The sequence below is a fragment of the Azospirillum sp. genome, from assembly GCF_035627195.1.
Lineage (GTDB): Bacteria > Pseudomonadota > Alphaproteobacteria > Azospirillales > Azospirillaceae > Azospirillum.
Genome location: NZ_DASPMG010000339.1, coordinates 15557 through 36398 on the forward strand (window position 1 = coordinate 15557; position 20842 = coordinate 36398).

The window sequence follows — 20842 nt, forward strand, 5'->3', positions numbered from 1 at the left end:
CATCATGACCGACACCCTCACCATCGCCGGGCGCCGCTTCGCCTCAAGGCTGTTCCTCGGCACGGCCGGCTATCCCAACCAGCAGGTCATGCTCGACGCGCTGAAGGCCAGCGGGGCGGAGATCGCCACGCTGGCGATTCGCCGCATCGACCTCGCGGCACCCGAGGAAAGCCTCGTCGACCTGCTGGCCGGGCGCGTGCACCTGCTGCCCAACACCGCCGGCTGCCTCACCGCGCGGGAGGCGGTGCTGACCGCCCAGCTGGCGCGCGAGGCGCTGGGCACCGAGTGGATCAAGCTGGAGGTCATCGGCGACGCCGAACAGCTCTACCCCGACGTAGAGGAACTGCTGGCGGCGACGCGCGCGCTGGTGGCGGACGGCTTCGTGGTGCTGCCCTACTGCAACGACGACCCGGTCACCTGCCGCAAGCTGGCCGATGCCGGGGCGGCGGCGGTGATGCCGCTGGGCTCCCCCATCGGCTCGGGCCTGGGCATCCGCAACCCGCACGCGATCGAGGTGATCTGCGCCCGCAGCGGCGTGCCCGTCGTGCTGGACGCCGGCATCGGCACGGCGTCGGACGCCGCGCTGGCGATGGAACTCGGCTGCTCCGCCGTGCTGCTCAACACGGCGGTGTCGAAGGCGCGCGATCCCGTGCGCATGGCGGCGGCGATGCGGGCGGCGGTGGAGGCCGGCCACGGCGCCCGGCTGGCCGGCCGCATCCCCATGAAGCGCTACGCCGAGGCCAGCAGCCCGCAACGCGGCTTGATCGGATCATGAAGAACCGCCATGCTGCGTTGCACAAGCATCGCCGCAACGCAGCATGGACGGACGCATGTCCCGGTACGAGCCCCGCGACCCGGATTGGCAGGCCCGCTGCCTCGCCAGCTTCGAGCGCCAGCCGATCGCGCGGGCGTTCGGCATCGCGCTGGCGCGGGTGGAGCCCGGCTTCTGCGAGATGCGGATGCCCTTCCACCCGGAGCTGACGCAGCAGCACGGCTATTTCCACGCCGGCGTCGTCGCTACGCTGGCCGACAACGCCGGCGGCTACGCCGCCTACACGCTGATGCCGGCCGGGTCGGAAGTGCTGGCGGTGGAGTTCAAGATCAACCTGATGGCTCCGGCCAAGGGCGAGGCGATGATCGCCCGCGGCCGCGTGCAGAAGTCCGGGCGCACGCTCACCGTCTGCACGATCGAGGTCTCCGTGGTCGAGAACGGCGTGGAGCGCGAGGTGGCGCTCATGCAGCAGACCTGCATGGCCGTCTCCGCCGCCTGACAGACCGCCGTCCGTGGAAAATGTCACGGGCACCGGCACTTTGTCGGTTGCCTTGGGGCGGCGCTGCGGAATACTGGCGCGGGGCCGGCCCCCTGGCCGGACGTCCTAAGACAGGAATTGGGGAGAATCGACGATGACGGGTTCCCGCGTTTCGGGTGCCTTGGCCGTGGCGCTTCTGGCCGCCGGGGCTGTGCTGGCGGTGGCGCCGACCCCGGCCGCCGCGAAGGAGCCGGCGGCGTGCCAGCAGGTCTCCTTCCGCACGATCCCGCCGGGCGCGCCCGACGGCGTGCAGGACGCCGGCATGAAGCCGACCCGCTCCGGCCGGATCGAGATCAAGGCCGACGTGGCCGGCGGTGCCGCCAAGCACTACTTCATGGTGCTGAAGGGCAACAAGGTCGACACCGTCGGCAAGGCCAAGGTGTCGGACGCCTGCCTGAAGTCCAAGCACGTGGCGCTGCCCTACAAGACGCAGCCGGCCGGCCAGTGCACCGGCGACCGCTTCCGCGTCGTCATGGAGAAGGGTGCCGGCGGCAAGATCGCCGCGCAGTTCTTCGGCCTGCAGAGTGGTGCGTGGGCGCTGTGCAGCAGCGGCGAGTTCTGATGTGACGGCAAGCCCCTCCGCCGGTTTCGACCGGGGGAGGGGCTTGCGGATCCCGTTGCCCAGCCTAAGCTCTTCTCCCGGTTGAACGGGGAGGGGCACCGATGACCGGCACGCTCGGCGGTCTGGCGGCGGCGGGCGCGTTCCTGCTGCTCACGCATTTCGGCATTTCCAGCACGCCGCTGCGCGCGGCGCTGGTGGCGCGGCTGGGCGAGAATCGCTACCGCGGCCTCTACGCGCTGATCGCCGCGCTGGCCTTCGTCTGGCTGGTCTGGGCCTACGCCACCGCGCCGACCGTGCCGGTGTGGAGCTACGAACCCTGGCAGCCCTGGATTCCGCTGCTGGCCATGCCGGTGGCGCTGCTGCTGATCATCGCGGGCGAATCGACGCCCAACCCCACCGCCGTCGGCCGCGACACCCTGCTGGAAAGCGCCGATCCGGCGCGCGGCATCCTGCGGGTGACGCGCAACCCGTTCCTGTGGGGCATCGCGCTGTGGGCGCTGGCGCACCTCGTGCCGAACGGCGACGCCGCCTCGGTGCTGCTGTTCGGCACCATGGCGGTGCTGGCGCTGGCCGGCTCCGTCCTGATCGACACCAAGCTGGCCCGACGCCGGCCCGATGCCTGGGCGCGTTACGCCGCCGTCACCTCCAACGTGCCCTTCGCGGCCATTCTCGCCGGCCGGCAGCGGTTCGTCCTGGCCGAGTTCCGCGGACGGCTGCCGGTGGTGGTGCTGGTCGTCTATGCCGTTATCCTGTTCCTGCACAGGTGGGTGATCGGCGTGTCACCGCTGCCGCCCTGAGTAGCGCAGCACGCCGTCCGCGCCGCGCTTCGGCGTCAGCGTGCCCTTGGCCACCAGATGGTTGATGTGGGCCAGCGCCTCGCCCACCGCGAAGCTGAGCTGGTGCGGGTCGAGCGCCCGATGGAACAGGACGGGGATGAGGTCCTTGCAGCTTTGCGCCTCCGCCGCGCAGGCCTCCAGGATCAGGTCGCAGCGGTGGGCGTGGTGTTCCTCCAACTGCGCCACGCGGGCGTGCAGGCCGCGGAAGGGCAGCCGGTGCGAGGGCAGGACCAGCACGTCGGCGTCCACCTCGGCGCGCAGTTCGGCCAGCGAGCGCAGGAACAGCGACAGCGGGTCGGCATTCGGCTGCATGGTGAAGACGCTGACGTTCGGCGTGATGTGCGCCAGCACCTGGTCGGCCGACAGGAACAGGCGGTCGCGCTCGCAGTACAGCATCACCTGCTCCGGCGAATGGCCGCCGCCGGTCAGCACCCGCCAGTCGCGCCCGCCCATGCGCAGCGTATCGCCGGCCATCAGCCGCTCGAAGGCGGGCGGCAGGCCGGTGATGCGGCTGAGGTAGCCGAGGCCGCGGCCCAGCACCTGCTCCACCGCTTCGTCGCTCAGGCCGCACTGCCGGTAGAACGCCGCGTAGGCGGCGTACGACGCCTCGTCGCGCGGCTGCTGCTGGACCTTGCTGAACAGGTACTCGGCCTGCGCCATGTGCAGCGGCATGCCGAACCGCTCGTGCAGCCAGCCGGCCAAGCCGACGTGGTCGGGGTGGTAGTGGCTGACCACGACGCGCACGATCGGCCGGCCGCCCAGGCGGGTGGCCAGCACCTCCTCCCACAGCGCCTTGCTGACGTCGTCGCCGATGCCGGTGTCGAACAGCGTCCAGCCGTCCGCCTCCTCGAACAGGTAGAGGTTGATGTGGTCCAGCGCGTAGGGGAGCGGCAGCCGCAGCCACAGCACGCCCGGCGCCACCTCGACCGGTTCGCCGAAGGCCGGGGGCTCGGGCACCAGATAGCGGATCGGGCTGCTGCTGCTCATGGTCACCGTCGTGTTCTCCAGATGCGTTGGCGGGCCGACTGTTCGTGTGGCCCGCGATCGTGTGCCATATAATGCATGCTGCGGTGCATTCAGGAAAGGGTGCTTCTGCTCCGCCGTGCCGCTGCACTATAATGCGAATAGGCTCATTTTGCCGCTTGTTGCGCCCCGTCTCCTGCATTATAATGCATATCAGCCAAGCAAAAAATCCTGCCTGAGCCGACGCAGGCGGAACAAGGAGGAGCGCCCCATGCTGATCAGCCGACGTACCCTGTTGCAGGCCGGCACCATCGCCGGGGTCACGACCGCCGCCGGATGGCCGGCCCGAATCGCTCTCGGCAACACCGCCAGGATCCGCATCGGCGCCATGATGCCCTTCACCGGCACCTACGCCGCCCTGGGCGAGGCCGGCGTCAACGGGTTGAAGCTGGCGCTGGAGATGCACGGCAACAAGCTGGGCGGGCGCGAGGTGGAGATCGTCACCCTGGACGACGAGGCGGAACCGTCGCGCGCCCCCGCCAACGCCACCCGGCTGATCAAGAGCGACGCCGTCGACGTGCTGTTCGGCACGGTGCACTCCGGTGTCGCCATGGGCATGGTCAAGGTGGCGCGCGAGACCGGCACGCTGCTGGTCATCCCCAACGCCGGCGCCGGCCCGGCGACCGGGCCGATGTGCGCGCCCAACATCTTCCGCACCTCCTTCACCAACTGGCAGCCGGCCTTCCCCATGGGCAAGGTCGCCTACGACAAGGGCTACCGGAAAATCGTCTCCATCACCTGGAAGTACGGTGCGGGCGAGGAGGCCATCGCCGGCTTCAAGGAGGGGTTCGAGGCGCTGGGCGGTAAGGTGGTCAAGGAGATCACGGTGCCGTTCCCCAACGTCGAGTTCCAGGCCAACCTGGCCGAGATCGCGGCGCTGAAGCCCGACGCCGTCTTCACCTTCTTCGCCGGCGGCGGGGCGGTGAAGTTCGTCAAGGACTACGCCGCGGCCGGCCTGAAGGACCAGATCCCGCTGCTGGGATCCGGCTTCCTCACCGAAGGCACGCTGGAGGCGCAGGGTGCGGCGGCCGAGGGGCTGCTGACCACGCTGCACTACGCCGACACCCTCGACATCCCCGCCAACAAGAGCTTCCGCGAAGCCTATAAAAAGGCCTTCGGCAAGGAGGCGGACATCTACGGCGTGCAGGGCTACGACGCCGGCCTGATGTTGATCGCCGGCTTCAACGCGGTGAAGGGCGACACCGGCGCCAAGGCGGCACTCTACGCCGCCATGGAAAAGGCGACCATCGACTCGCCGCGCGGCGCCATGACCTTCTCCCCCTCGCACAACCCGGTGCAGGATATCTACCTGCGGCAGGTGCGCGGCGGGCAGAACGTGGTCATCGGCGTGGCCGCACCCAAGCTGGCCGACCCGGCGCGCGGCTGCAAGATGCCGGCCTGACCGGCGTTGGGTTTTCGGCTTTGGCCTCAACCCAACCTACGTGGAACGTTCCCGTAGGTTGGGTTGAGCGCAGCGAAAACCCAACGTCCGGCACCCCCCGAACCACAGCGGAGGCGGAGCGGTGGACGCCAGCTTTCTGCTCGTCCAGATGTTCAACGGCATCCAGTACGGGCTTCTGCTTTTCCTGATCGCCAGCGGCTTGACGCTGATCTTCGGCATCATGGGCATCATCAACCTCGCCCACGGCGCCTTCTACATGATGGGCGCCTACGTCGCATGGTGGGCGGCGGCGTGGTCGGGCAGCCTGCTGGTGGCCGTGCCGGTGGCCATCGCCGCGGTGGCGGCGCTGGGCTACCTGATCGAGCGGCTGCTGCTGGTCCATTTGTACGAGCGCAACCACCTGGACCAGGTGCTGCTGACCTACGGGCTGATCCTGGTCCTGAACGAGCTGCAACGCATCGCCTGGGGCAACGACGTGCACGGCGTGGCGGTTCCGGCGGCGGTCGACGCCTCCATCCCGCTCACCGACACGCTGTCGTTCCCCGCCTACCGCATCCTGCTGGCGGTGCTGTGCGCGGTGCTGGCGGCGGCGCTGTTCCTGGTCATCCAGAAGACGCGCTTCGGCATGTGGATCCGCGCGGGCGCCAGCAACCGCGAGATGGTCGCCGCGCTGGGCATCGACATCAAGATGCTGTTCGCCGTCGTCTTCGCCGCCGGGGCGGCCATGTCCGGCTTCGCCGGGGCCATCGTGACGCCCTTGTCCTCCGTCTATCCGGGGATGGGGGATCAGGTGATCGTCATCAGCTTCGTCGTCGTGGTGATCGGCGGCATCGGATCGGTCAAGGGGGCGCTGCTGGGCGCCTTGCTGATCGGGCTGGCCGACACCTTCGGCCGCGTGCTGCTGCCGGACTTCGCCAGCCTGCTGGTCTACGCCGTCATGGCCGGCGTGCTGCTGTGGCGCCCGCAGGGCCTGTTCGCCCGTGCGTGAAAGCGAAAAGGGAGTTTCCATGCGTTCATCGCCACGCCCCTCGCTGCGCGCGGCCGGCCTGCTGCTGCTCCTTGTGGCGCTGGCCGGCTTCCCGCTGGCCGAGGGGCTGATGCCGGGCACCCGGCACGAGTTCGTCCTCCAGCAGCTCACCACCGTGATGATCGCCGGCCTGCTGGCCATGAGCCTGGACCTGCTGGTCGGCATCGTCGGGCTGGTCAGCCTGGGTCACGCCGCCTTCTACGGCCTGGGCGCCTACCTCCTGGTGCTGCTGACGCCGGAGTACGAGGCGCCGTCGCTGCTGACCTCCGTGCCGCTGGCGGTGGCCGGCACCGGCGTGGTGGCGCTGGCCATCGGCGCCCTGGTGCTGCGCACGGGGGGCATCTACTTCATCATGGTCACGCTGGCGGTCGGCCAGATGCTCTTCTACTTCTTCAACGATTCCAAGGTCGCGGGCGGCTCCGACGGCGTCTACCTCTACGTCCGCCCGGCGCTGGAGCTGGGCGGCGCCAAGCTGGTCGATTTCGAAAGCAAGGTGCAGTTCTACTACGCGGCCCTGGTGGCGCTGGTGGCGTCCTACGCGCTGCTGCGCGTGCTGCTGGCGGCCCCCTTCGGCAAGGTGATCCGCGGCATCGGCGTGAACGAGGGGCGCACGCGCAGCCTAGGCTACGACGTCTACGCCTACAAGCTGGTGGCGTTCGTGATCGCCGGCATGCTGGCCGGGCTGGCGGGGGTGCTGGGCGCCTCGCAGTACGGGTTCGTCAATCCGGCGATGCTGGGCTGGCACGCGTCGGGCACGGTGCTGGTCACCGTCATCCTGGGCGGCATGGGCACGCTGATCGGTCCGGTCTTCGGCGCCTTCGCGGTGGAGGTGCTACGCCACGGGCTGGAGCACGTGACCAGCCACTGGCTGCTGCCCTTCGGCGTGCTGATCATCCTGATGGTGCTGGCGATGCCGCGCGGGCTGGCCGGCCTGCCGGACCAGCTGCGCGCCCTCGGCCGCCTGCTGCCCCGCGCCCCCCGCCCCGACGCCATCCCGCGGGAGGTCGATCCATGACGGAACCCATTCTCGAAACACGGGGCCTGTCCAAGGCCTACGGCGGCCTGATCGCCGTCAACCAGGTGAACCTCAGCCTGAACGCGGGCGAGGCGCACGCGGTGATCGGCCCGAACGGTGCGGGCAAAAGCTCGCTCATCAACCTGCTCACCGGGCAGATCGCGCCCTCGGCCGGGCAGATCCTGTTCCGCGGCCGCAACATCGCCGGGCTGGCGCCGCACAAGGTGGCGCGGCTGGGCATCGGCCGCAGCTTCCAGAAGACCAACATCTACACGCGCCTGACCTGCTTCGAGAACTGCTGGCTGGCCGCCCAGGCGCGCCTGCCGCACTCCATGCGCTTCTTCCGCCCGGCCGCGTCCCGCGCCGACATCCGCCGCCACGCGGAGGAGGCGCTGGAGACCGCCGGCCTCGCGCACCGCGCCCACACCGTGGCGTCGGCCATGAGCTACGGCGAGCAGCGGCAGTTGGAGATCGCCATGGTGCTCGCCACCGGCCCGCAGGTGCTGGCGCTGGACGAGCCGATGGCCGGCATGGGGCGGGAGGAGTCCGAACGCGTGGTCGACCTGCTGCTCGACCTTCGCGCCCGCTACCCGCTCTTGCTGGTGGAACACGACATGGACGCGGTGTTCAGCATCGCCCACACGCTGACGGTGATGGTCAACGGCCGGGTCATCGCGTCCGGCCCGACGCAGGAGGTGCGCACCAGCCGCGAGGTGCAGGAGGCCTACCTGGGCGACGGGGAGGAAGCATACTGATGAGCCAGCCCATCCTCGCGGCCACCGGCCTGCACACCTTCTACGGCCCCAGCCAGGTCCTGCACGGCGTCGACTTCCGCGTCCACGCGGGGGAGACGGTGGCGCTGATGGGCCGCAACGGCATGGGCAAGACGACGACGCTGCGCTCCATCCTTGGCCTCGTCCGGCCGAAGCGGGGGAGGGTGGAGGTGTTCGGCGCCGACGTCACCTCCGCCGCCACCCCCGCCATCGTCCGGCGCGGCATCGGCTACGTGCCGGAGGGGCGCGGCATCTTCGCCAACCTGTCGGTGCGCGAGCACCTCGTCATGGCCGCGCGCAAGGGACCCAATGGCCGCGCCGACTGGGACTTCGAGCGCGTGCTGCACTGCTTCCCGCGGCTGGCCGAGCGCATCGACAGTACGGCGACGCACCTGTCGGGCGGCGAGCAGCAGATGCTGTCCATCGGCCGCGCGCTGATGACCAACCCCGACCTGCTGGTGCTGGACGAGGCGACGGAGGGTCTGGCCCCGCTGATCCGCCGGTCCATCTGGCAGGTCATCCGCGAGATCAAGGCGACCGGCATCGCCACGGTGATCGTCGACAAGAACGTCGACGTCCTGCTGGACCTCACCGACCGCGCGGCGATCATGGTGAAGGGGAGGGTGGTCTACGACGGCCCGTCGGTCGGGCTGAAGGCCGATCCGGGGATATTGCGGACGCACATCGGGCTGTGAGGCGCTTTGCCCCCACCCGGCTCGCTGACGCTCGCCACCCTCCCCCGCGTTGCGGTGGAGGGTAAAGCGGCGGCAGTCCCCTCCACCGCCTTCGGCGGGGGAGGGTTAGGGAGGGGGCAAACGTCTTCACCGCCCCGACGCCGCCACCGGCAGCGGCTGTGCGAAACACCCCGCGCACAGGGCGGCCAGTTCCTCCATGCATTCCTCGATGCCGCGCCCCGACGTGTCCAGCACCGCGTCGGCGCGGCGGTAGAAGGTGCTGCGCGAGTCCAGGATCGCCTTCAGGTCGTCCATGGCGCGCTGCATGTGGCCCTCGATCGGGCGGGTGTCGCCCTGTTCCATGACGCGCTGCATGTGCTCCTGCGGGCTGGCGCGCAGCCACACGGTGAAGCAGGACGACAGCAGAAGGTCGAAGGTTTCCGGCTCCGACACGATGCTGCCGCCGGTCTCGATCACCGCGCGCGGGTGCTGGGCGATGGCGGTCTGCAGCGCGTTCAGCTCCAGCCGGCGGTATCCCTTCTGGCCCATGGCGATGAAGATCTCCGGCATGTCCATGCCGGCGGTCTGCTCGACCAGCGTGGTCAGGCGGATGAACGGCACGTGGTAGTGCCGCGCCAGCAGGCGGCCCAGCGTCGTCTTGCCGGCCCCGCGCAGCCCGATCAGCGCCACCCGCCCCGACGGCGCCCGCTGCCCGCCATAGCGCAGGCGCAGCAGCTGGTAGGCGGCCGACTGCTCCTCCGGCGACAGGGACTCCAGCAGGCGCTTGGCCAGCGTCAGGTCGGGGTTCTCGTCCGGCCGCTCCTCCAGCAGGCTGGTGACGCTGGTGTCCATGGTCTGCGCCAGGCTCCACAGCACGTTGAAGCTGACGTTGGCCTGTCCCGTCTCCAGCTGCGCCAGATAGCGTTCCGACACGCCGGACAGCTGCGAGAGCACCTTGCGCGACATGCCCCTGCGCGCGCGCAGGCGCCGCACGCTCTCGCCCAGGCGGTGGGCGAGTTCGGCCAGCTTGGCTTGCGTGGCCGCGTCGTGACCGTCGGCCTCGGAGTCGGCACCGGATCGGCGCTTCGGCATGGCAGTTTCCCCAGGTTCGGGCTACCGGAACTATTTAGCATGTCCCGTTCCGGCCGGAAGGGCTGAAATGCAAGGCGGACGGCGCGTGGGCGTGCCGCAGGGCCTCACGCAATGCTGCATTATAATGCACTGCTCCGCCCGGACAAACGGCCGATCAACGCCCCTTCGGCGGTAAAGTGCATTATATTGCTTCCTCCTGCTCGCGTGACGGGATATAGTGCCTCACACAAAACACAGCCGGAGGGGGGAATGACCAAGGACGCGTTCAGGACGCTCGTGCGCGGCGTGACCGACCGCATCGCGGGCCGGCCGCTGGATCAGGATCTCGAAACCTTCCTCAACACGGCCGTGCCGCCCGACGGCCCGCTCTTCCGCGACATCGAAGCCATGTGCCGCCGGGGCACGGACGAAGGCTGGATGTGCGAGCGCGAGCACGGCGGCATCCGCTTCGGCCGCGTGCTGCCGCCGGATCCGGATCTGGGCGGCTTCAGCGTCGACGTGGTGCGCATGGACGACGTCGTCGGGCCGCACCACCGCCACCCGGACGGCGAGATCGACATGGTCATGCCCATCACCGAAGGGGCGCGCTTCGACGGCACGCCGCGCGGATGGAAGGTCTACGGGCCGGACAGCGCCCACAAGCCGACGGTGACGGACGGGGCGGCTTTCGTGCTGTACCTGCTGCCCGGCGGAAAGATCGAATTCACCCGGTAAACGGGGACCGACACAAGGTTTGGGAGGAAACGGTGAACGGGTCTTCAGCGAGCGCCGCCGTGGTGCCGGCCAGCCAGACGCACGCCTTCAACGCCGCGGCGCACTTCATCCGCCGGCACCTGGACGAGGGCAGGGCGGACAAGCCCGCGGTCATCGACGACGCCGGCTCCTACAGCTACGGCGACTTGGCCGCGCGGGCCGGCCGCTTCGCCGGTCTGCTGCGCGCCGAGGGGGTGGCGATGGAGGAGCGGGTGGCGCTCTGCCTGCTCGACACCATCGACTTTCCCACCGCCTTCTGGGGCGCCATCCAGGCCGGCGTGGTGCCGATCCCGCTGAACACGCTGCTGACCACCAAGGATTACGACTACATGCTGCGCGACAGCCGCGCGCGCGTCCTGGTCGTCAGCGCCCTGCTCTACGAGAAGGTGGAGCCGATCCTCGGCTCGCTGCCCTTCCTGCGCAAGGTGATCGTGTCGGGCGGCGATGCCGGCGGGCACCCGCGCCTGGACGACCTGCTGGCGGATGCTCCGGAGAGCACCGACGTGGCGCCCACCACCGCCGACGACGTGGCCTTCTGGCTCTACTCCTCCGGCTCGACGGGGGCGCCCAAGGGCACCATGCACCTGCACCGCAACCTGCTGGCGACGGCCGAACAGTTCGGGCGCGGCGTCCTGGGGATCGGGCCGGACGACGTGGTGTTCTCCGCCGCCAAGCTGTTCTTCGCCTATGGCCTGGGCAACGGCATGACCTTCCCCTTCCACGCCGGGGCCACGGCGGTGCTGACGTGGGAACGGCCGACGCCGGATTCGGTGACGCGCGTCATCGCCGCGCACCGCCCCACCGTCTTCTTCGGCGTGCCGACGCTGTACGGCGCCATGCTGGCCGCCCCGGCGGAGATCCAGGCGCGCCGTTCCGACCGGCTGCGCCTGTGCGTGTCGGCCGGCGAGGCGCTGCCGGAGGACGTGGGCCAGCGGTGGGAGGCGCGCTACGGCGTGCCGATCGTCGACGGCCTCGGCTCCACCGAGATGCTGCACATCTTCCTGTGCAACCGGCCGGGCGACGTGCGCTACGGCACCTCGGGCAAGGCGGTGCCCGGCTTCCGCCTGCGCATCGTGGATGATGAAGGGGTGCCGGTGCCGGACGGCGAGCTGGGCGAGCTGGTGGTCAGCGGCCCGTCGGCCGCCATCGGCTACTGGAACCAGCGCGAGAAGTCGCTGAAGACCTTCCGCGGGCCGTGGACGCACACGGGCGACAAGTACTACGTGGACGCCGACGGCTACTACCACTACGCCGGACGCACCGACGACATGCTGAAGGTCTCCGGCAACTGGGTGTCGCCGGCCGAGGTGGAGGCGACGCTGGTCGCCCACCCGGCGGTGCTGGAGGCGGCGGTCATCGGCACCGCCGACGAGGCCGACCTGATCAAGCCCAAGGCCTTCGTCGTACTGAAGGACGGCCACCACGCGACCGACGCGCTGAAGCAGGAGCTGCAGGCCTTCATCAAGAGCCGCCTCGCCCCCTACAAGTACCCGCGCTGGATCGAGTTCATGGAGGCGCTGCCCAAGACCGCCACCGGCAAGATCCAGCGCTTCAAGCTGCGCGAGCAGGAAAACGCCCATGCCGCTCCGTGATGGCCGCATCGACGCCGGGGGCTTCCTCGACGTCGCGGGCGCACGGCTGGAATACCGCTGGATCGCGCCGGCCGCCGCCGGCCGCCCGGCGCTGGTCTTCCTGCACGAGGGGCTGGGCTGCGTCGCCCTGTGGAAGGACTTCCCCGACCGCGTGGCGGCGGCCACCGGCTGCGGGGCGCTGGTCTACAGCCGCGCCGGCTACGGCCGCTCCTCCCCCGTGCCGGTGCCGCGCCCGCTGCGCTACATGCACGACGAGGGGCTGGAGGTGCTGCCGGCGCTGCTCGACCAGCTGGATTTGCGCAACGTCGTGCTGGTCGGGCACAGCGACGGCGCCTCCATCGCGCTGATCCACGCCGGCAACGACCGGGCGGGGCGCCTGTCCGGCGCCGTCGTCATGGCCCCGCACGTCTTCTGCGAGGACGTCAGCGTCGCCAGCATCGCCAGGGCGGCCAATGCCTACCGCGACGGCGACCTGCGCGCGAAGCTCCAGCGCCTGCACGGCGACAACGTGGACTGCGCCTTCTGGGGCTGGAACCGCGCGTGGCTGGACAAGGATTTCCGCGCCTGGACCATCGAGGAACACCTGCCCGGCATCCGCGTGCCGCTGCTGGTCATCCAGGGCACCGGCGACGAGTACGGCACCCCCGCCCAGGTCGAGGCCATTCGCGCCCAAACCGGCGGCCCGGTGGAGGTGCTGATGCTGGACCGCTGCGGCCACTCCCCCCACCGCGACCAGCCCGAAGCGACGCTGGCGGCGGTCATGCACTTTATTGCAGGGCGTTCGTAGCGCCGTAGGTTGGGTTGAGCCGCAGGCGAAAACCTAACACCCCCTGAACGGCAGAAACGTTGGGTTTTCGGCTGCGCCTCAACCCAACCTACGGAACCGCTTTCAACGTGATCATGCACTATGATGCATTTTGGCGTTGCTAGCCCCGACGCCATGCACTATAGTTCCTATCAACAACGAAACACCGCTACGGGACGGCGTCAGACAATGATCGATTTCCGCACCCACCCCGACCGCTACAGGCATTGGAAACTCTCCGTGGATGGGGAGGTCGCCACGCTGCTGATGGACGTGGATCCGGCCGGCGGGCTGTTCGACGGGTACGAGCTGAAGATGAACTCGTACGACCTGGGCGTCGACATCGAGCTGTACGACGCCGTCCAGCGCCTGCGCTTCGAGCATCCGGAGGTCCGCGCGGTCGTCATGACCTCGGCCAAGGAGAAGATTTTCTGCTCCGGCGCCAACATCCGCATGCTGGGCAAGTCCAGCCACGGCCACAAGGTCAACTTCTGCAAGTTCACCAACGAGACGCGCCTGTCCATCGAGGACGCGACCGAGTTCTCGCGCCAGACCTACCTGTGCGCGGTGAACGGCACGGCGGCCGGCGGCGGGTACGAGCTGGCGCTGGCCACCGACTACATCCTGATGGCCGACGACGGCAACACGTCCGTCTCGCTGCCGGAGGTGCCGCTGCTGGCCGTGCTGCCCGGCACCGGCGGCCTGACCCGCGTCACCGACAAGCGCAAGGTGCGCCGCGACCGCGCCGACATCTTCAGCGCCACCGAGGAAGGCGTGCGCGGCAAGCGCGCCGTGGAATGGCGCCTGGTGGACGAGGTGGTGCCGCTCTCCCGCTTCAGGGACACGGTGGCCCAGCGCGCCCGCGAGCTGGCGGCCCGCTCCGACCGCCCGGCCGACGCGAAGGGCGTGGCGCTCACCCCGCTGGCCCGCACCATCGACGGTGACCGCATCGCCTACCGCCACCTCACCATTACCATCGACCGCGAGGTGCGCGCGGCCAACTTTCTCATCAAGGCGACCGACGAGGCGGCCCCCGCCGATGCCGCCGGCATCCACGCGCAGGGCGACGTCTTCTGGCCGCTGGCCCTGGCGCGCGAGCTGGACGACGCCATCCTGCACCTGCGCCTCAATGAGCCCACCGTCACCTCCTGGATCTTCCGCACGGAAGGCAGCCTGGACCGCGTGGCCGAGTACGACGCGCTTCTTCAGGCCACGCAGTCCGACTGGCTGGGCCGCGAGATCCTGCTGTACTGGAAGCGCACGCTGAAGCGCCTGGACACCACTTCGCGCAGCCTGTTCGCGCTGATCGAGCCGGGCAGCTGCTTCGCCGGCTTCCTCTTTGAAATCGCGCTGGCCGCCGACCGCTCCTTCATGCTGGACGGCCGGCGCGAGGGCGACAACCGCGCCCCGGCCGCCGTGCGTCTGACCGCGCTCAACTTCGACGGTCTGCCCATGGGCAACGGCCTGTCCCGCCTCGCCACCCGCTTCCTGGGCGAGCCGGAGAGCGTCGAGGCCGCCCGTGGGCGCATCGGCCAGGACCTGGAGGCGGCGGACGCCGGCGACGGCGGCCTCGTCACCGCCACGCCGGACGACATCGACTGGGACGACGAGCTGCGCCTCGTGCTGGAGGAGCGCGCCAGCTTCTCCGTGGACGCGCTGACGGGCATGGAGGCGAACCTCCGCTTCGCCGGGCCCGAGACCATGGAAACCAAGATCTTCGGCCGTCTCACCGCCTGGCAGAACTGGATCTTCCAGCGCCCCAACGCGGTCGGCGAGGCCGGTGCCCTCAAGCTCTACGGCAGCGGAAAGCGTGCCGAATACAACGTGGAAAGGGTGTGAAGCGCCATGTCGACCATCAACTACGCCGAAAAGATCCCCAACAACGTCCACCTGTCCGACGACCGCAAGCTCCAGCGCGCACTGGAATCCTGGCAGCCGCACTACATCGACTGGTGGCGCGAGATGGGGCCGGAAGGCTCGCTCGACCACGACGTCTACCTGCGCACGGCGATTTCGGCGGCACCCGACGGCTGGGCGCAGTTCGGCTACGTCAAGATGCCGGACTACCGCTGGGGCATCTTCCTCACGCCCCCTGAGCCGGACCGCAAGATCGCCTTCGGCGCCCACAAGGGCGAGCCGGTGTGGCAGGAGGTGCCGGGCGAGTACCGCGCCTCGCTGCGCCGCCTGATCGCCATCCAGGGCGACACCGAGCCGGCGTCGGTCGAGCAGCAGCGCCACCTGGGCGCCACCTGCCCGTCGCTCTACGACCTGCGCAACCTGTTCCAGGTGAACGTGGAGGAGGGGCGGCACCTGTGGGCGATGGTCTACCTGCTGCACGCCTATTTCGGCCGCGACGGCCGCGAGGAGGCGGAGGAGCTGCTGGCCCGCCGCTCCGGCGACGCGGACAAGCCGCGCATCCTCGGCGCCTTCAACGAGAAGACGCCGAACTGGCTGTCCTTCTTCATGTTCACCTTCATCACCGACCGCGACGGCAAGTACCAGCTGGCCTCCCTGGCCGAAAGCGGCTTCGACCCCCTGGCGCGCTCCTGCCGCTTCATGCTGACGGAAGAGGCGCACCATTTGTTCGTCGGTGAATCCGGTGTTGGCCGCATCATCGAGCGCACCTGCCAGGTGATGCGCGAGCACAAGACCGGCGACGTGCGCCAGCACGGCGTGATCGACCTGCCCACCATCCAGAAGTACCTGAACTTCCACTTCTCCGTGACGTCGGACCTTTATGGGGCGGAGGTGTCGACCAACGCCGCCAACTTCTACCACGCCGGCCTGAAGGGCCGGTTCGAAGAGAGCAAGATCGCCGACGACCACCGGCTGGACAGCACCGGCTACGGCGTCACCCACTACGTCGACGGTGCTTTCAAGGCGATCGAGGTGCCGGCGCTGAACGCGCTGAACGACCGTCTGCGCCAGGACTGGATCGTCGACGTGGCCAAGGGTGTCGATCGCTGGAACAAGATCGTCCAGAAGTACGGCATCGACTTCCAGTTCACCCTGCCGCACGTCGCCTTCCACCGCGCCATCGGCCACTTCGCCGGTCTGGCGGTGTCGCCCACGGGCCAGGTGCTGCCGCGCGACGAGTGGAACAGCCGCGCGCACGAGTGGCTGCCGACGGACGAGGACCAGGGCTACGTCAACTCCCTGATGGGTGCCCCGGTGACCGAGCCCGGCAAGTTCGCCAACTGGATCGCCCCCCCGGCCCGCGGCATCAACAACCAGCCCGTGGACTTCGCCTACGTGCGCTTCGCCTGACGCCTACACCCCTCTCCCCTTGGGGAGAGGGGATTCTTTGGACGACCAACATGGGTTCCCCCAGCATGGAACTGCGGCGCCAGCACCTGATCGATCCGGCGATCTGCATCCGGTGCAACACCTGCGAAGAGACCTGCCCGCGCGATGCGATCACGCACGACGACCGCAACTACGTCGTCCGCTTCGACGTGTGCAACGGCTGCGGCAACTGCGTGCCGCCGTGTCCGACCGGGGCGATCGACAGCTGGATCCTGGTGAAGCGCCCCTGGTCGGTCGAGGAGCAGCTCACCTGGGACGACCTGCCGCCGTCGGAGGCCGGCGAGCCGGCACCCGCCGAACAGCCCCAGCCGGACGAGGTCGCGGCGATCATCGAAACGGCCACCGCCGCCACCGGCGGGCGCGTGCCGCCGCCGTTCTCCGCTGCCCACCCCTACCTCAACATCTACACGCGCGAGCGGCCGGCGGTGGCGCGGGTGGCCGGCAACCACCGCATCACCGACCCCGAGACGGAGTCCGACATCCACCACATCGTGCTGGACTTCGGCCAGCAGGCCTTCCCGGTGCTGGAGGGGCAGAGCATCGGCGTCATCCCGCCGGGCACCGACGCCAAGGGCCGGCCGCACACCATCCGCCTCTATTCCGTCGCCAGCCCGCGCGACGGCGAGCGGCCCAACCACAACAACGTCTCCCTGACCATCAAGCGCGTCGTCACCCGCGACGCCGACGGCAGCCTGCGCCCCGGCGTGGCCTCCAACCACCTGTGCGACGCGAGGAAGGGCGACGAGGTGCTGGTGACCGGCCCGTTCGGCGACAGCTTCCTGATGCCGAACCACCCGGACGCCAACATCATCATGATCTGCACGGGGACCGGCTCCGCCCCGTTCCGCGCCTTCACCGAACGGCGCCGCCGCCGCGCACCCGATGCACCGGGCAAGCTGCTGCTGTTCTTCGGCGCCCGATCGCCGGGCGAATTGCCGTACTTCGGCCCGCTGATGAAGCTTCCGCCCTCGCTGATCGACGTGAACTTCGCCTTCTCCCGCGTCGCCGGCCAGCCCAAGACCTATGTCCAGGACAAGATCCGCGAGCGCGCCGCCGACGTCGGCGCCCTGTTGCAGAGCCGCGACACCTTCGTCTACATCTGCGGTTTGAAGGGCATGGAGCAGGGCTGCGAGGAGGCGTTGGCCGACGTCTGCCGCCAGCACGGGCTGAACTGGTCCGACCTGCGCTCCGGAATGCGGCGGGAGGGGCGCTATCATGTCGAAACCTATTGAAGTCCCGCCTATCGAGGTGCCGGACGCGCCGTACCCCGCCCCCTACGTGCACGACCGCAAGGTCCGCTTCGGCCACAGCGACGCCGCCCGCATCGCCTACACCATCCGCCTGTTCGACTACGCTATGGAGGCGATCGAGGGCTGGTTCGAGGAGGTGCTGGGCAACAGCTGGTACGACCTGAACACGGTGCACGGCGTCGGCAGCCCCTTCGTGCACGGCGACCTGGACATCCAGGCGCCGTTGCGGCCCGGCGAAGGCGTGGCGGTGACGGTGCTGGTGGAGGAGACCGGCCGCTCCACCGTGCGCTTCCGCGTGACCGGGGTGCGCGGCGACGGCGTGCCGTCCTTCGCCGGCGCCTGGGTGTGCTCCTTCATCGACACGGCAAGCATGCGCTCCATCCCCATCCCCGAGCCGCTGGCGCATCGCATCGCCGAGTACCGGCGGCGCTGCGCCGAGGCAAACAGTGGTGCGGCAAACAATCGCACCCTGTGACGATGACCGCGGGCGTGAAAAGCGGCACTCTGGGGCATGACCTCCTGAGAGGACCACGACCGTGACCGGACGCCGGACCGCCGCTGCCCCCCTCGCCCTGCTGCCCCCCGCGACGCCCTTCGTCGGCCTGATCGACCGCGAACTGCCGCCCTGCCGCCCACTGCCGCCGTCGCTGCCGGCCGTGCCGGCGGACGACGCCGCGTTCCTCGACCAGCTGGGCGAGCGCGTGCGCACCGCGCGCACCCGGCAGGGGCTGACGCGCAAGACGCTCGCCCGCCTGTCCGGCGTGTCGGAACGCCATCTGGCGCAGCTGGAGACCGGGCGGGGCAACATCTCCATCCTGCTGCTGCGCCGCATCGCCCAGGCCGTGAACGCGCCGCTCGACACCCTCGTGCACGAGGAAGCGGCGGAGCTGCAACCCGCCCCAGCCGGCGACAGCGTCCGCGACATGCTGGCCGCGCTGGCGCGCATCGCGGGCGGCTGAGGCGCGCCGGCCCCTCCCGCCCTCCGCTGACGCTCCGGGCACCCTCCCCCTCTTCGAGGTGGAGGGTTTTGTGCCGAAGCGGCGGCAGTCCCCTCCACCGCAAAGCGGGGGAGGGTTAGGGAGGGGGCAAAACGTCGCTGCCCCCGCTGGTTGCCGGCCCCGCACCTGTGCTAAAGCTTCCTGTAACCGGAAGTATAATGCACCCAAGGTGCGCGCCGGAAAAACCAACGGGAGACGACCGAGACGATGGCCCACTCCACCGCCTACCCGCACCTGTTCCAGCCCGTCCGCGTCGGGCCGGTGACGCTGCCCAACCGCCTGATCATGGGCTCGATGCACACCGGCATGGAGGAGGCGGCCGACGGCGCCGACCGGCTCGCCGCCTTTTATGCCGAGCGGGCGCGGGGCGGCGCCGCGCTCATCGTCACCGGCGGCTACTCGCCCAACCCGGACGGGCGGCTCGATCCGCGCGGCCACGGCGGCCTGACGGCGGAGGAGGTGTCCGCCCACCGCCGCGTGACGGACGCGGTGCACGATGCGGGCGGGCGGATCCTCCTGCAGATGCTGCACGCCGGCCGCTATGCCCCGCACAAGGGCTGCGTCGCGCCGTCGGCGGTGAAGGCGCCGATCAACCCGTTCACCCCGCGCGCCATGGACGAGGCGGACATCGCCCGCACGCTGGACGACTTCGCCGCCATGGCGCTGCGCGCCCGCGAGGCCGGCTACGACGGCGTCGAGATCATGGGGTCGGAGGGCTACCTGCTCAACGAGTTCGTCGCCCCGCGCACCAACCACCGCACCGACGCCTGGGGCGGTCCGCTGGAGAACCGCATCCGCTTCCCGGTCGAGGTGGTGCGCCGCGTGCGCGCGGCGGTGGGGGCGGACTTCCTGATCATGTTCCGCATCTCCGCCCTCGACCTCGTGGACGGCGGCAGCCCGTTCGAGGAGGTGGCGGTGCTGGCCCGCGCGGTGGAGGCGGCGGGGGCCGACGTGCTGAACACCGGCATCGGCTGGCACGAGGCGCGCATCCCCACCATCGCCTACATGGTCCCGCGCGCCGCGTGGCGCTGGGCCACCGCGCGGCTGAAGGACGTCGCCGGCATCCCGGTGATCGCCAGCAACCGCTTCAACACGCCCGACGACGCCGAGGCGGCGATCGCCGAGGGGGGCTGCGACCTCGTCTCCATGGCGCGCCCGTTCCTCGCCGACCCGGACTTCGTGGCCAAGGCGCAGGCGGGGCGGGGCGACCGCATCAACACCTGCATCGCCTGCAACCAGGGCTGCCTGGACTTCATCTTCACCGGCCGGGAGGCCACCTGCCTTGTCAACCCGCGCGCCGGGCGGGAGGGGCAGTACGCCGCCGCCCCCGTGACGGCGCGCAAGCGCATCGCCGTGGTCGGCGGTGGCCCGGCCGGCATGGCCTGCGCCGCGGAGGCCGCCGCGCGCGGCCACGCGGTGACGCTGTTCGACGCCAAGCCGACGCTGGGCGGCCAGTTCGACCTGGCGCGCCGCATCCCCGGCAAGGCGGACTACGCCGAAACCATCCGCTACTTCACCGGCCGGCTGGCGGAACTGGGCGTGGAGGTGCGCGTCGACCACCGGGCCACGGCCGACGATCTGCGCGGCTATGACGAGGTGGTGCTGGCCACCGGCATCGCGCCGCGCCGCCCGGCGATCCCCGGCATCGAGCGGGACGAGGTGGTGTCCTACCTGGACATCCTGACCGGCGCCCGCACGGCGGGCGAGCGCGTCGCCATCATCGGCGCCGGTGGCATCGGCTTCGACGTCGCCACCTACCTGCTGGGCGAGGAGGCATTCGAGGCGCACTGGGGCATCACCCGCGACCCGAACGTGCCCGGCGGCGTCACCCCGGCACCGCAGCGGGCCGTCAAGCGGGAAATCACCATGCTCCAGCGCAAGGCGTCGAAGCCGGGCGCGGGCCTCGGCAAGACCACCGGCTGGGTGCACCGGCTGACGCTGGAGCAGGCGGGCGTCGCCATGATGTCGGCCGTGGAGTACCAGCGCATCGACGGCGAGGGGGTGCACGTGTCCGTGGACGGCGCGCCGCGGGTGATCCCCGCCGACACGGTGGTCGTCTGCGCCGGGCAGGAGCCGCTGCGCGACCTGCTGGAGCCCTTGCAGGCGCTGGGTGTCAGCGTGCACCTGATCGGCGGCGCCGACGTGGCCGCCGAACTGGACGCCCGCCGCGCCATCGACCAGGGCACGCGGGTGGGGTTGAGCCTGTAGGAGCGATATTTCCCTGCTCTTTCGTAAGCGGCAGAGCAGGGAAAGGAATTTTGACGCAGATGGACACAGATAAACACAGATCAATAAAAAATATTAGATCTTCTTCATCTGTGTCCATCTGTGTCCATCTGTGTCAAAAAACTGCGTTCGGTAGGTGGCGCGTCATTCGAAACCCGACGGTCGTCCGACATGGTCCTCGGTCTTCCCGGGATTTGA

20 protein-coding genes are annotated in these 20842 nt (G+C 69.9%); 18 read left to right on the forward strand and 2 right to left on the reverse strand.

All coding sequences use genetic code 11. The features are described 5' to 3' along the window. Positions 1-4: 4 nt before the first annotated feature. The 4 genes from VED21_RS30225 (at position 5) to VED21_RS30240 (ending at position 2669) form a co-directional block, all read left to right on the forward strand. On the forward strand, positions 5-775 hold the full coding sequence (locus VED21_RS30225) for a thiazole synthase (RefSeq protein ID WP_324889130.1): 771 nt from the start codon (positions 5-7) through the stop codon (positions 773-775). 55 nt (positions 776-830) lie between these two features. Continuing rightward, the gene (locus VED21_RS30230) at positions 831-1271 is read left to right on the forward strand and encodes a PaaI family thioesterase (RefSeq protein ID WP_324889132.1); all 441 of its coding nucleotides are present in this window, start codon (positions 831-833) and stop codon (positions 1269-1271) included. Between the two features lie 133 nt (positions 1272-1404). Then, entirely contained in the window at positions 1405-1872 is a 468-nt protein-coding gene (locus tag VED21_RS30235; RefSeq protein WP_324889134.1) for a hypothetical protein, read from the forward strand. Between the two features lie 101 nt (positions 1873-1973). After that, complete coding sequence (locus VED21_RS30240) at positions 1974-2669, forward strand: NnrU family protein (RefSeq protein WP_324889136.1); 696 nt, start codon at positions 1974-1976, stop codon at positions 2667-2669. Here the strand turns inward: VED21_RS30240 and VED21_RS30245 are convergent. Further along, positions 2652-3695: an MBL fold metallo-hydrolase gene (locus VED21_RS30245; protein ID WP_324889138.1), complete on the reverse strand. Its 1044-nt coding sequence runs from the start codon at positions 3693-3695 to the stop codon at positions 2652-2654. The genes VED21_RS30240 and VED21_RS30245 overlap by 18 nt on opposite strands. Before the next feature lie 247 nt (positions 3696-3942). Here VED21_RS30245 and VED21_RS30250 point away from each other — a divergent pair, with 247 nt between their 5' ends. The 5 genes from VED21_RS30250 to VED21_RS30270 all read left to right on the forward strand — a co-directional run bounded on the left by VED21_RS30250 (position 3943) and on the right by VED21_RS30270 (position 8643). Beyond that, positions 3943-5133: an ABC transporter substrate-binding protein gene (locus tag VED21_RS30250; RefSeq protein ID WP_324889140.1), complete on the forward strand. Its 1191-nt coding sequence runs from the start codon at positions 3943-3945 to the stop codon at positions 5131-5133. A 121-nt stretch (positions 5134-5254) separates the two neighbouring features. Continuing rightward, positions 5255-6121, forward strand: coding sequence for a branched-chain amino acid ABC transporter permease (locus VED21_RS30255; protein WP_324889142.1), 867 nt, complete (start codon positions 5255-5257; stop codon positions 6119-6121). Positions 6122-6140: 19 nt separating this feature from the next. Beyond that, positions 6141-7175 (forward strand): branched-chain amino acid ABC transporter permease, encoded by a 1035-nt coding sequence (locus VED21_RS30260; RefSeq protein WP_324889144.1) that lies wholly within the window; start codon positions 6141-6143, stop codon positions 7173-7175. Then, positions 7172-7930, forward strand: a complete 759-nt coding sequence (locus VED21_RS30265; RefSeq protein ID WP_324889146.1) for an ABC transporter ATP-binding protein — start codon at positions 7172-7174, stop codon at positions 7928-7930. Before VED21_RS30260 ends, VED21_RS30265 begins: the two co-directional genes overlap by 4 nt. Continuing rightward, positions 7930-8643 (forward strand): ABC transporter ATP-binding protein, encoded by a 714-nt coding sequence (locus VED21_RS30270; protein ID WP_324889148.1) that lies wholly within the window; start codon positions 7930-7932, stop codon positions 8641-8643. The genes VED21_RS30265 and VED21_RS30270 overlap by 1 nt, the downstream gene beginning before the upstream one ends. A 126-nt stretch (positions 8644-8769) precedes the next feature. Here VED21_RS30270 and VED21_RS30275 read toward each other — a convergent pair whose 3' ends face one another. Beyond that, positions 8770-9714, reverse strand: a complete 945-nt coding sequence (locus VED21_RS30275; RefSeq protein WP_324889150.1) for a helix-turn-helix transcriptional regulator — start codon at positions 9712-9714, stop codon at positions 8770-8772. A 249-nt stretch (positions 9715-9963) separates the two neighbouring features. On the opposite strand from VED21_RS30275, the gene VED21_RS30280 reads away from it, so the two are divergent. The 9 genes from VED21_RS30280 to VED21_RS30320 all read left to right on the forward strand — a co-directional run bounded on the left by VED21_RS30280 (position 9964) and on the right by VED21_RS30320 (position 20626). Next, entirely contained in the window at positions 9964-10428 is a 465-nt protein-coding gene (locus tag VED21_RS30280; protein ID WP_324889152.1) for a DUF4863 family protein, read from the forward strand. 32 nt (positions 10429-10460) lie between these two features. Next, positions 10461-12059, forward strand: coding sequence for a benzoate-CoA ligase family protein (locus VED21_RS30285; RefSeq protein WP_324889154.1), 1599 nt, complete (start codon positions 10461-10463; stop codon positions 12057-12059). Beyond that, a complete protein-coding gene (locus tag VED21_RS30290; RefSeq protein WP_324889156.1) occupies positions 12046-12846 on the forward strand; it encodes an alpha/beta hydrolase in 801 nt (266 codons plus the stop codon). The genes VED21_RS30285 and VED21_RS30290 overlap by 14 nt, the downstream gene beginning before the upstream one ends. 207 nt (positions 12847-13053) lie before the next feature. Further along, complete coding sequence (boxC, locus tag VED21_RS30295) at positions 13054-14703, forward strand: 2,3-epoxybenzoyl-CoA dihydrolase (protein ID WP_324889158.1); 1650 nt, start codon at positions 13054-13056, stop codon at positions 14701-14703. 6 nt (positions 14704-14709) lie between these two features. Further along, positions 14710-16131: a benzoyl-CoA 2,3-epoxidase subunit BoxB gene (gene boxB, locus VED21_RS30300; RefSeq protein ID WP_324889159.1), complete on the forward strand. Its 1422-nt coding sequence runs from the start codon at positions 14710-14712 to the stop codon at positions 16129-16131. Between the two features lie 50 nt (positions 16132-16181). After that, on the forward strand, positions 16182-17402 hold the full coding sequence (gene boxA, locus VED21_RS30305; RefSeq protein ID WP_324889161.1) for a benzoyl-CoA 2,3-epoxidase subunit BoxA: 1221 nt from the start codon (positions 16182-16184) through the stop codon (positions 17400-17402). Then, complete coding sequence (locus tag VED21_RS30310) at positions 17386-17895, forward strand: acyl-CoA thioesterase (RefSeq protein WP_324889163.1); 510 nt, start codon at positions 17386-17388, stop codon at positions 17893-17895. The genes boxA and VED21_RS30310 overlap by 17 nt, the downstream gene beginning before the upstream one ends. 61 nt (positions 17896-17956) lie before the next feature. Continuing rightward, positions 17957-18379, forward strand: a complete 423-nt coding sequence (locus VED21_RS30315; RefSeq protein ID WP_324889165.1) for a helix-turn-helix domain-containing protein — start codon at positions 17957-17959, stop codon at positions 18377-18379. 246 nt (positions 18380-18625) lie between these two features. Next, a complete protein-coding gene (locus VED21_RS30320) occupies positions 18626-20626 on the forward strand; it encodes an NADPH-dependent 2,4-dienoyl-CoA reductase (protein ID WP_324889167.1) in 2001 nt (666 codons plus the stop codon). The last annotated feature ends 216 nt before the right edge of the window (positions 20627-20842 follow it).

Coding starts and splice junctions, on each gene's coding strand:
- VED21_RS30225 (WP_324889130.1), top strand. CDS start 5: ATGACCGACACCCTCACCATCGCCGGGCGCCGCTTCGCCTCAAGGCTG.
- VED21_RS30230 (WP_324889132.1), top strand. CDS start 831: ATGTCCCGGTACGAGCCCCGCGACCCGGATTGGCAGGCCCGCTGCCTC.
- VED21_RS30235 (WP_324889134.1), top strand. CDS start 1,405: ATGACGGGTTCCCGCGTTTCGGGTGCCTTGGCCGTGGCGCTTCTGGCC.
- VED21_RS30240 (WP_324889136.1), top strand. CDS start 1,974: ATGACCGGCACGCTCGGCGGTCTGGCGGCGGCGGGCGCGTTCCTGCTG.
- VED21_RS30245 (WP_324889138.1), bottom strand. CDS start 3,695: ATGAGCAGCAGCAGCCCGATCCGCTATCTGGTGCCCGAGCCCCCGGCC.
- VED21_RS30250 (WP_324889140.1), top strand. CDS start 3,943: ATGCTGATCAGCCGACGTACCCTGTTGCAGGCCGGCACCATCGCCGGG.
- VED21_RS30260 (WP_324889144.1), top strand. CDS start 6,141: ATGCGTTCATCGCCACGCCCCTCGCTGCGCGCGGCCGGCCTGCTGCTG.
- VED21_RS30265 (WP_324889146.1), top strand. CDS start 7,172: ATGACGGAACCCATTCTCGAAACACGGGGCCTGTCCAAGGCCTACGGC.
- VED21_RS30270 (WP_324889148.1), top strand. CDS start 7,930: ATGAGCCAGCCCATCCTCGCGGCCACCGGCCTGCACACCTTCTACGGC.
- VED21_RS30275 (WP_324889150.1), bottom strand. CDS start 9,714: ATGCCGAAGCGCCGATCCGGTGCCGACTCCGAGGCCGACGGTCACGAC.
- VED21_RS30280 (WP_324889152.1), top strand. CDS start 9,964: ATGACCAAGGACGCGTTCAGGACGCTCGTGCGCGGCGTGACCGACCGC.
- VED21_RS30290 (WP_324889156.1), top strand. CDS start 12,046: ATGCCGCTCCGTGATGGCCGCATCGACGCCGGGGGCTTCCTCGACGTC.
- boxC (WP_324889158.1), top strand. CDS start 13,054: ATGATCGATTTCCGCACCCACCCCGACCGCTACAGGCATTGGAAACTC.
- boxB (WP_324889159.1), top strand. CDS start 14,710: ATGTCGACCATCAACTACGCCGAAAAGATCCCCAACAACGTCCACCTG.
- boxA (WP_324889161.1), top strand. CDS start 16,182: ATGGGTTCCCCCAGCATGGAACTGCGGCGCCAGCACCTGATCGATCCG.
- VED21_RS30310 (WP_324889163.1), top strand. CDS start 17,386: ATGTCGAAACCTATTGAAGTCCCGCCTATCGAGGTGCCGGACGCGCCG.
- VED21_RS30320 (WP_324889167.1), top strand. CDS start 18,626: ATGGCCCACTCCACCGCCTACCCGCACCTGTTCCAGCCCGTCCGCGTC.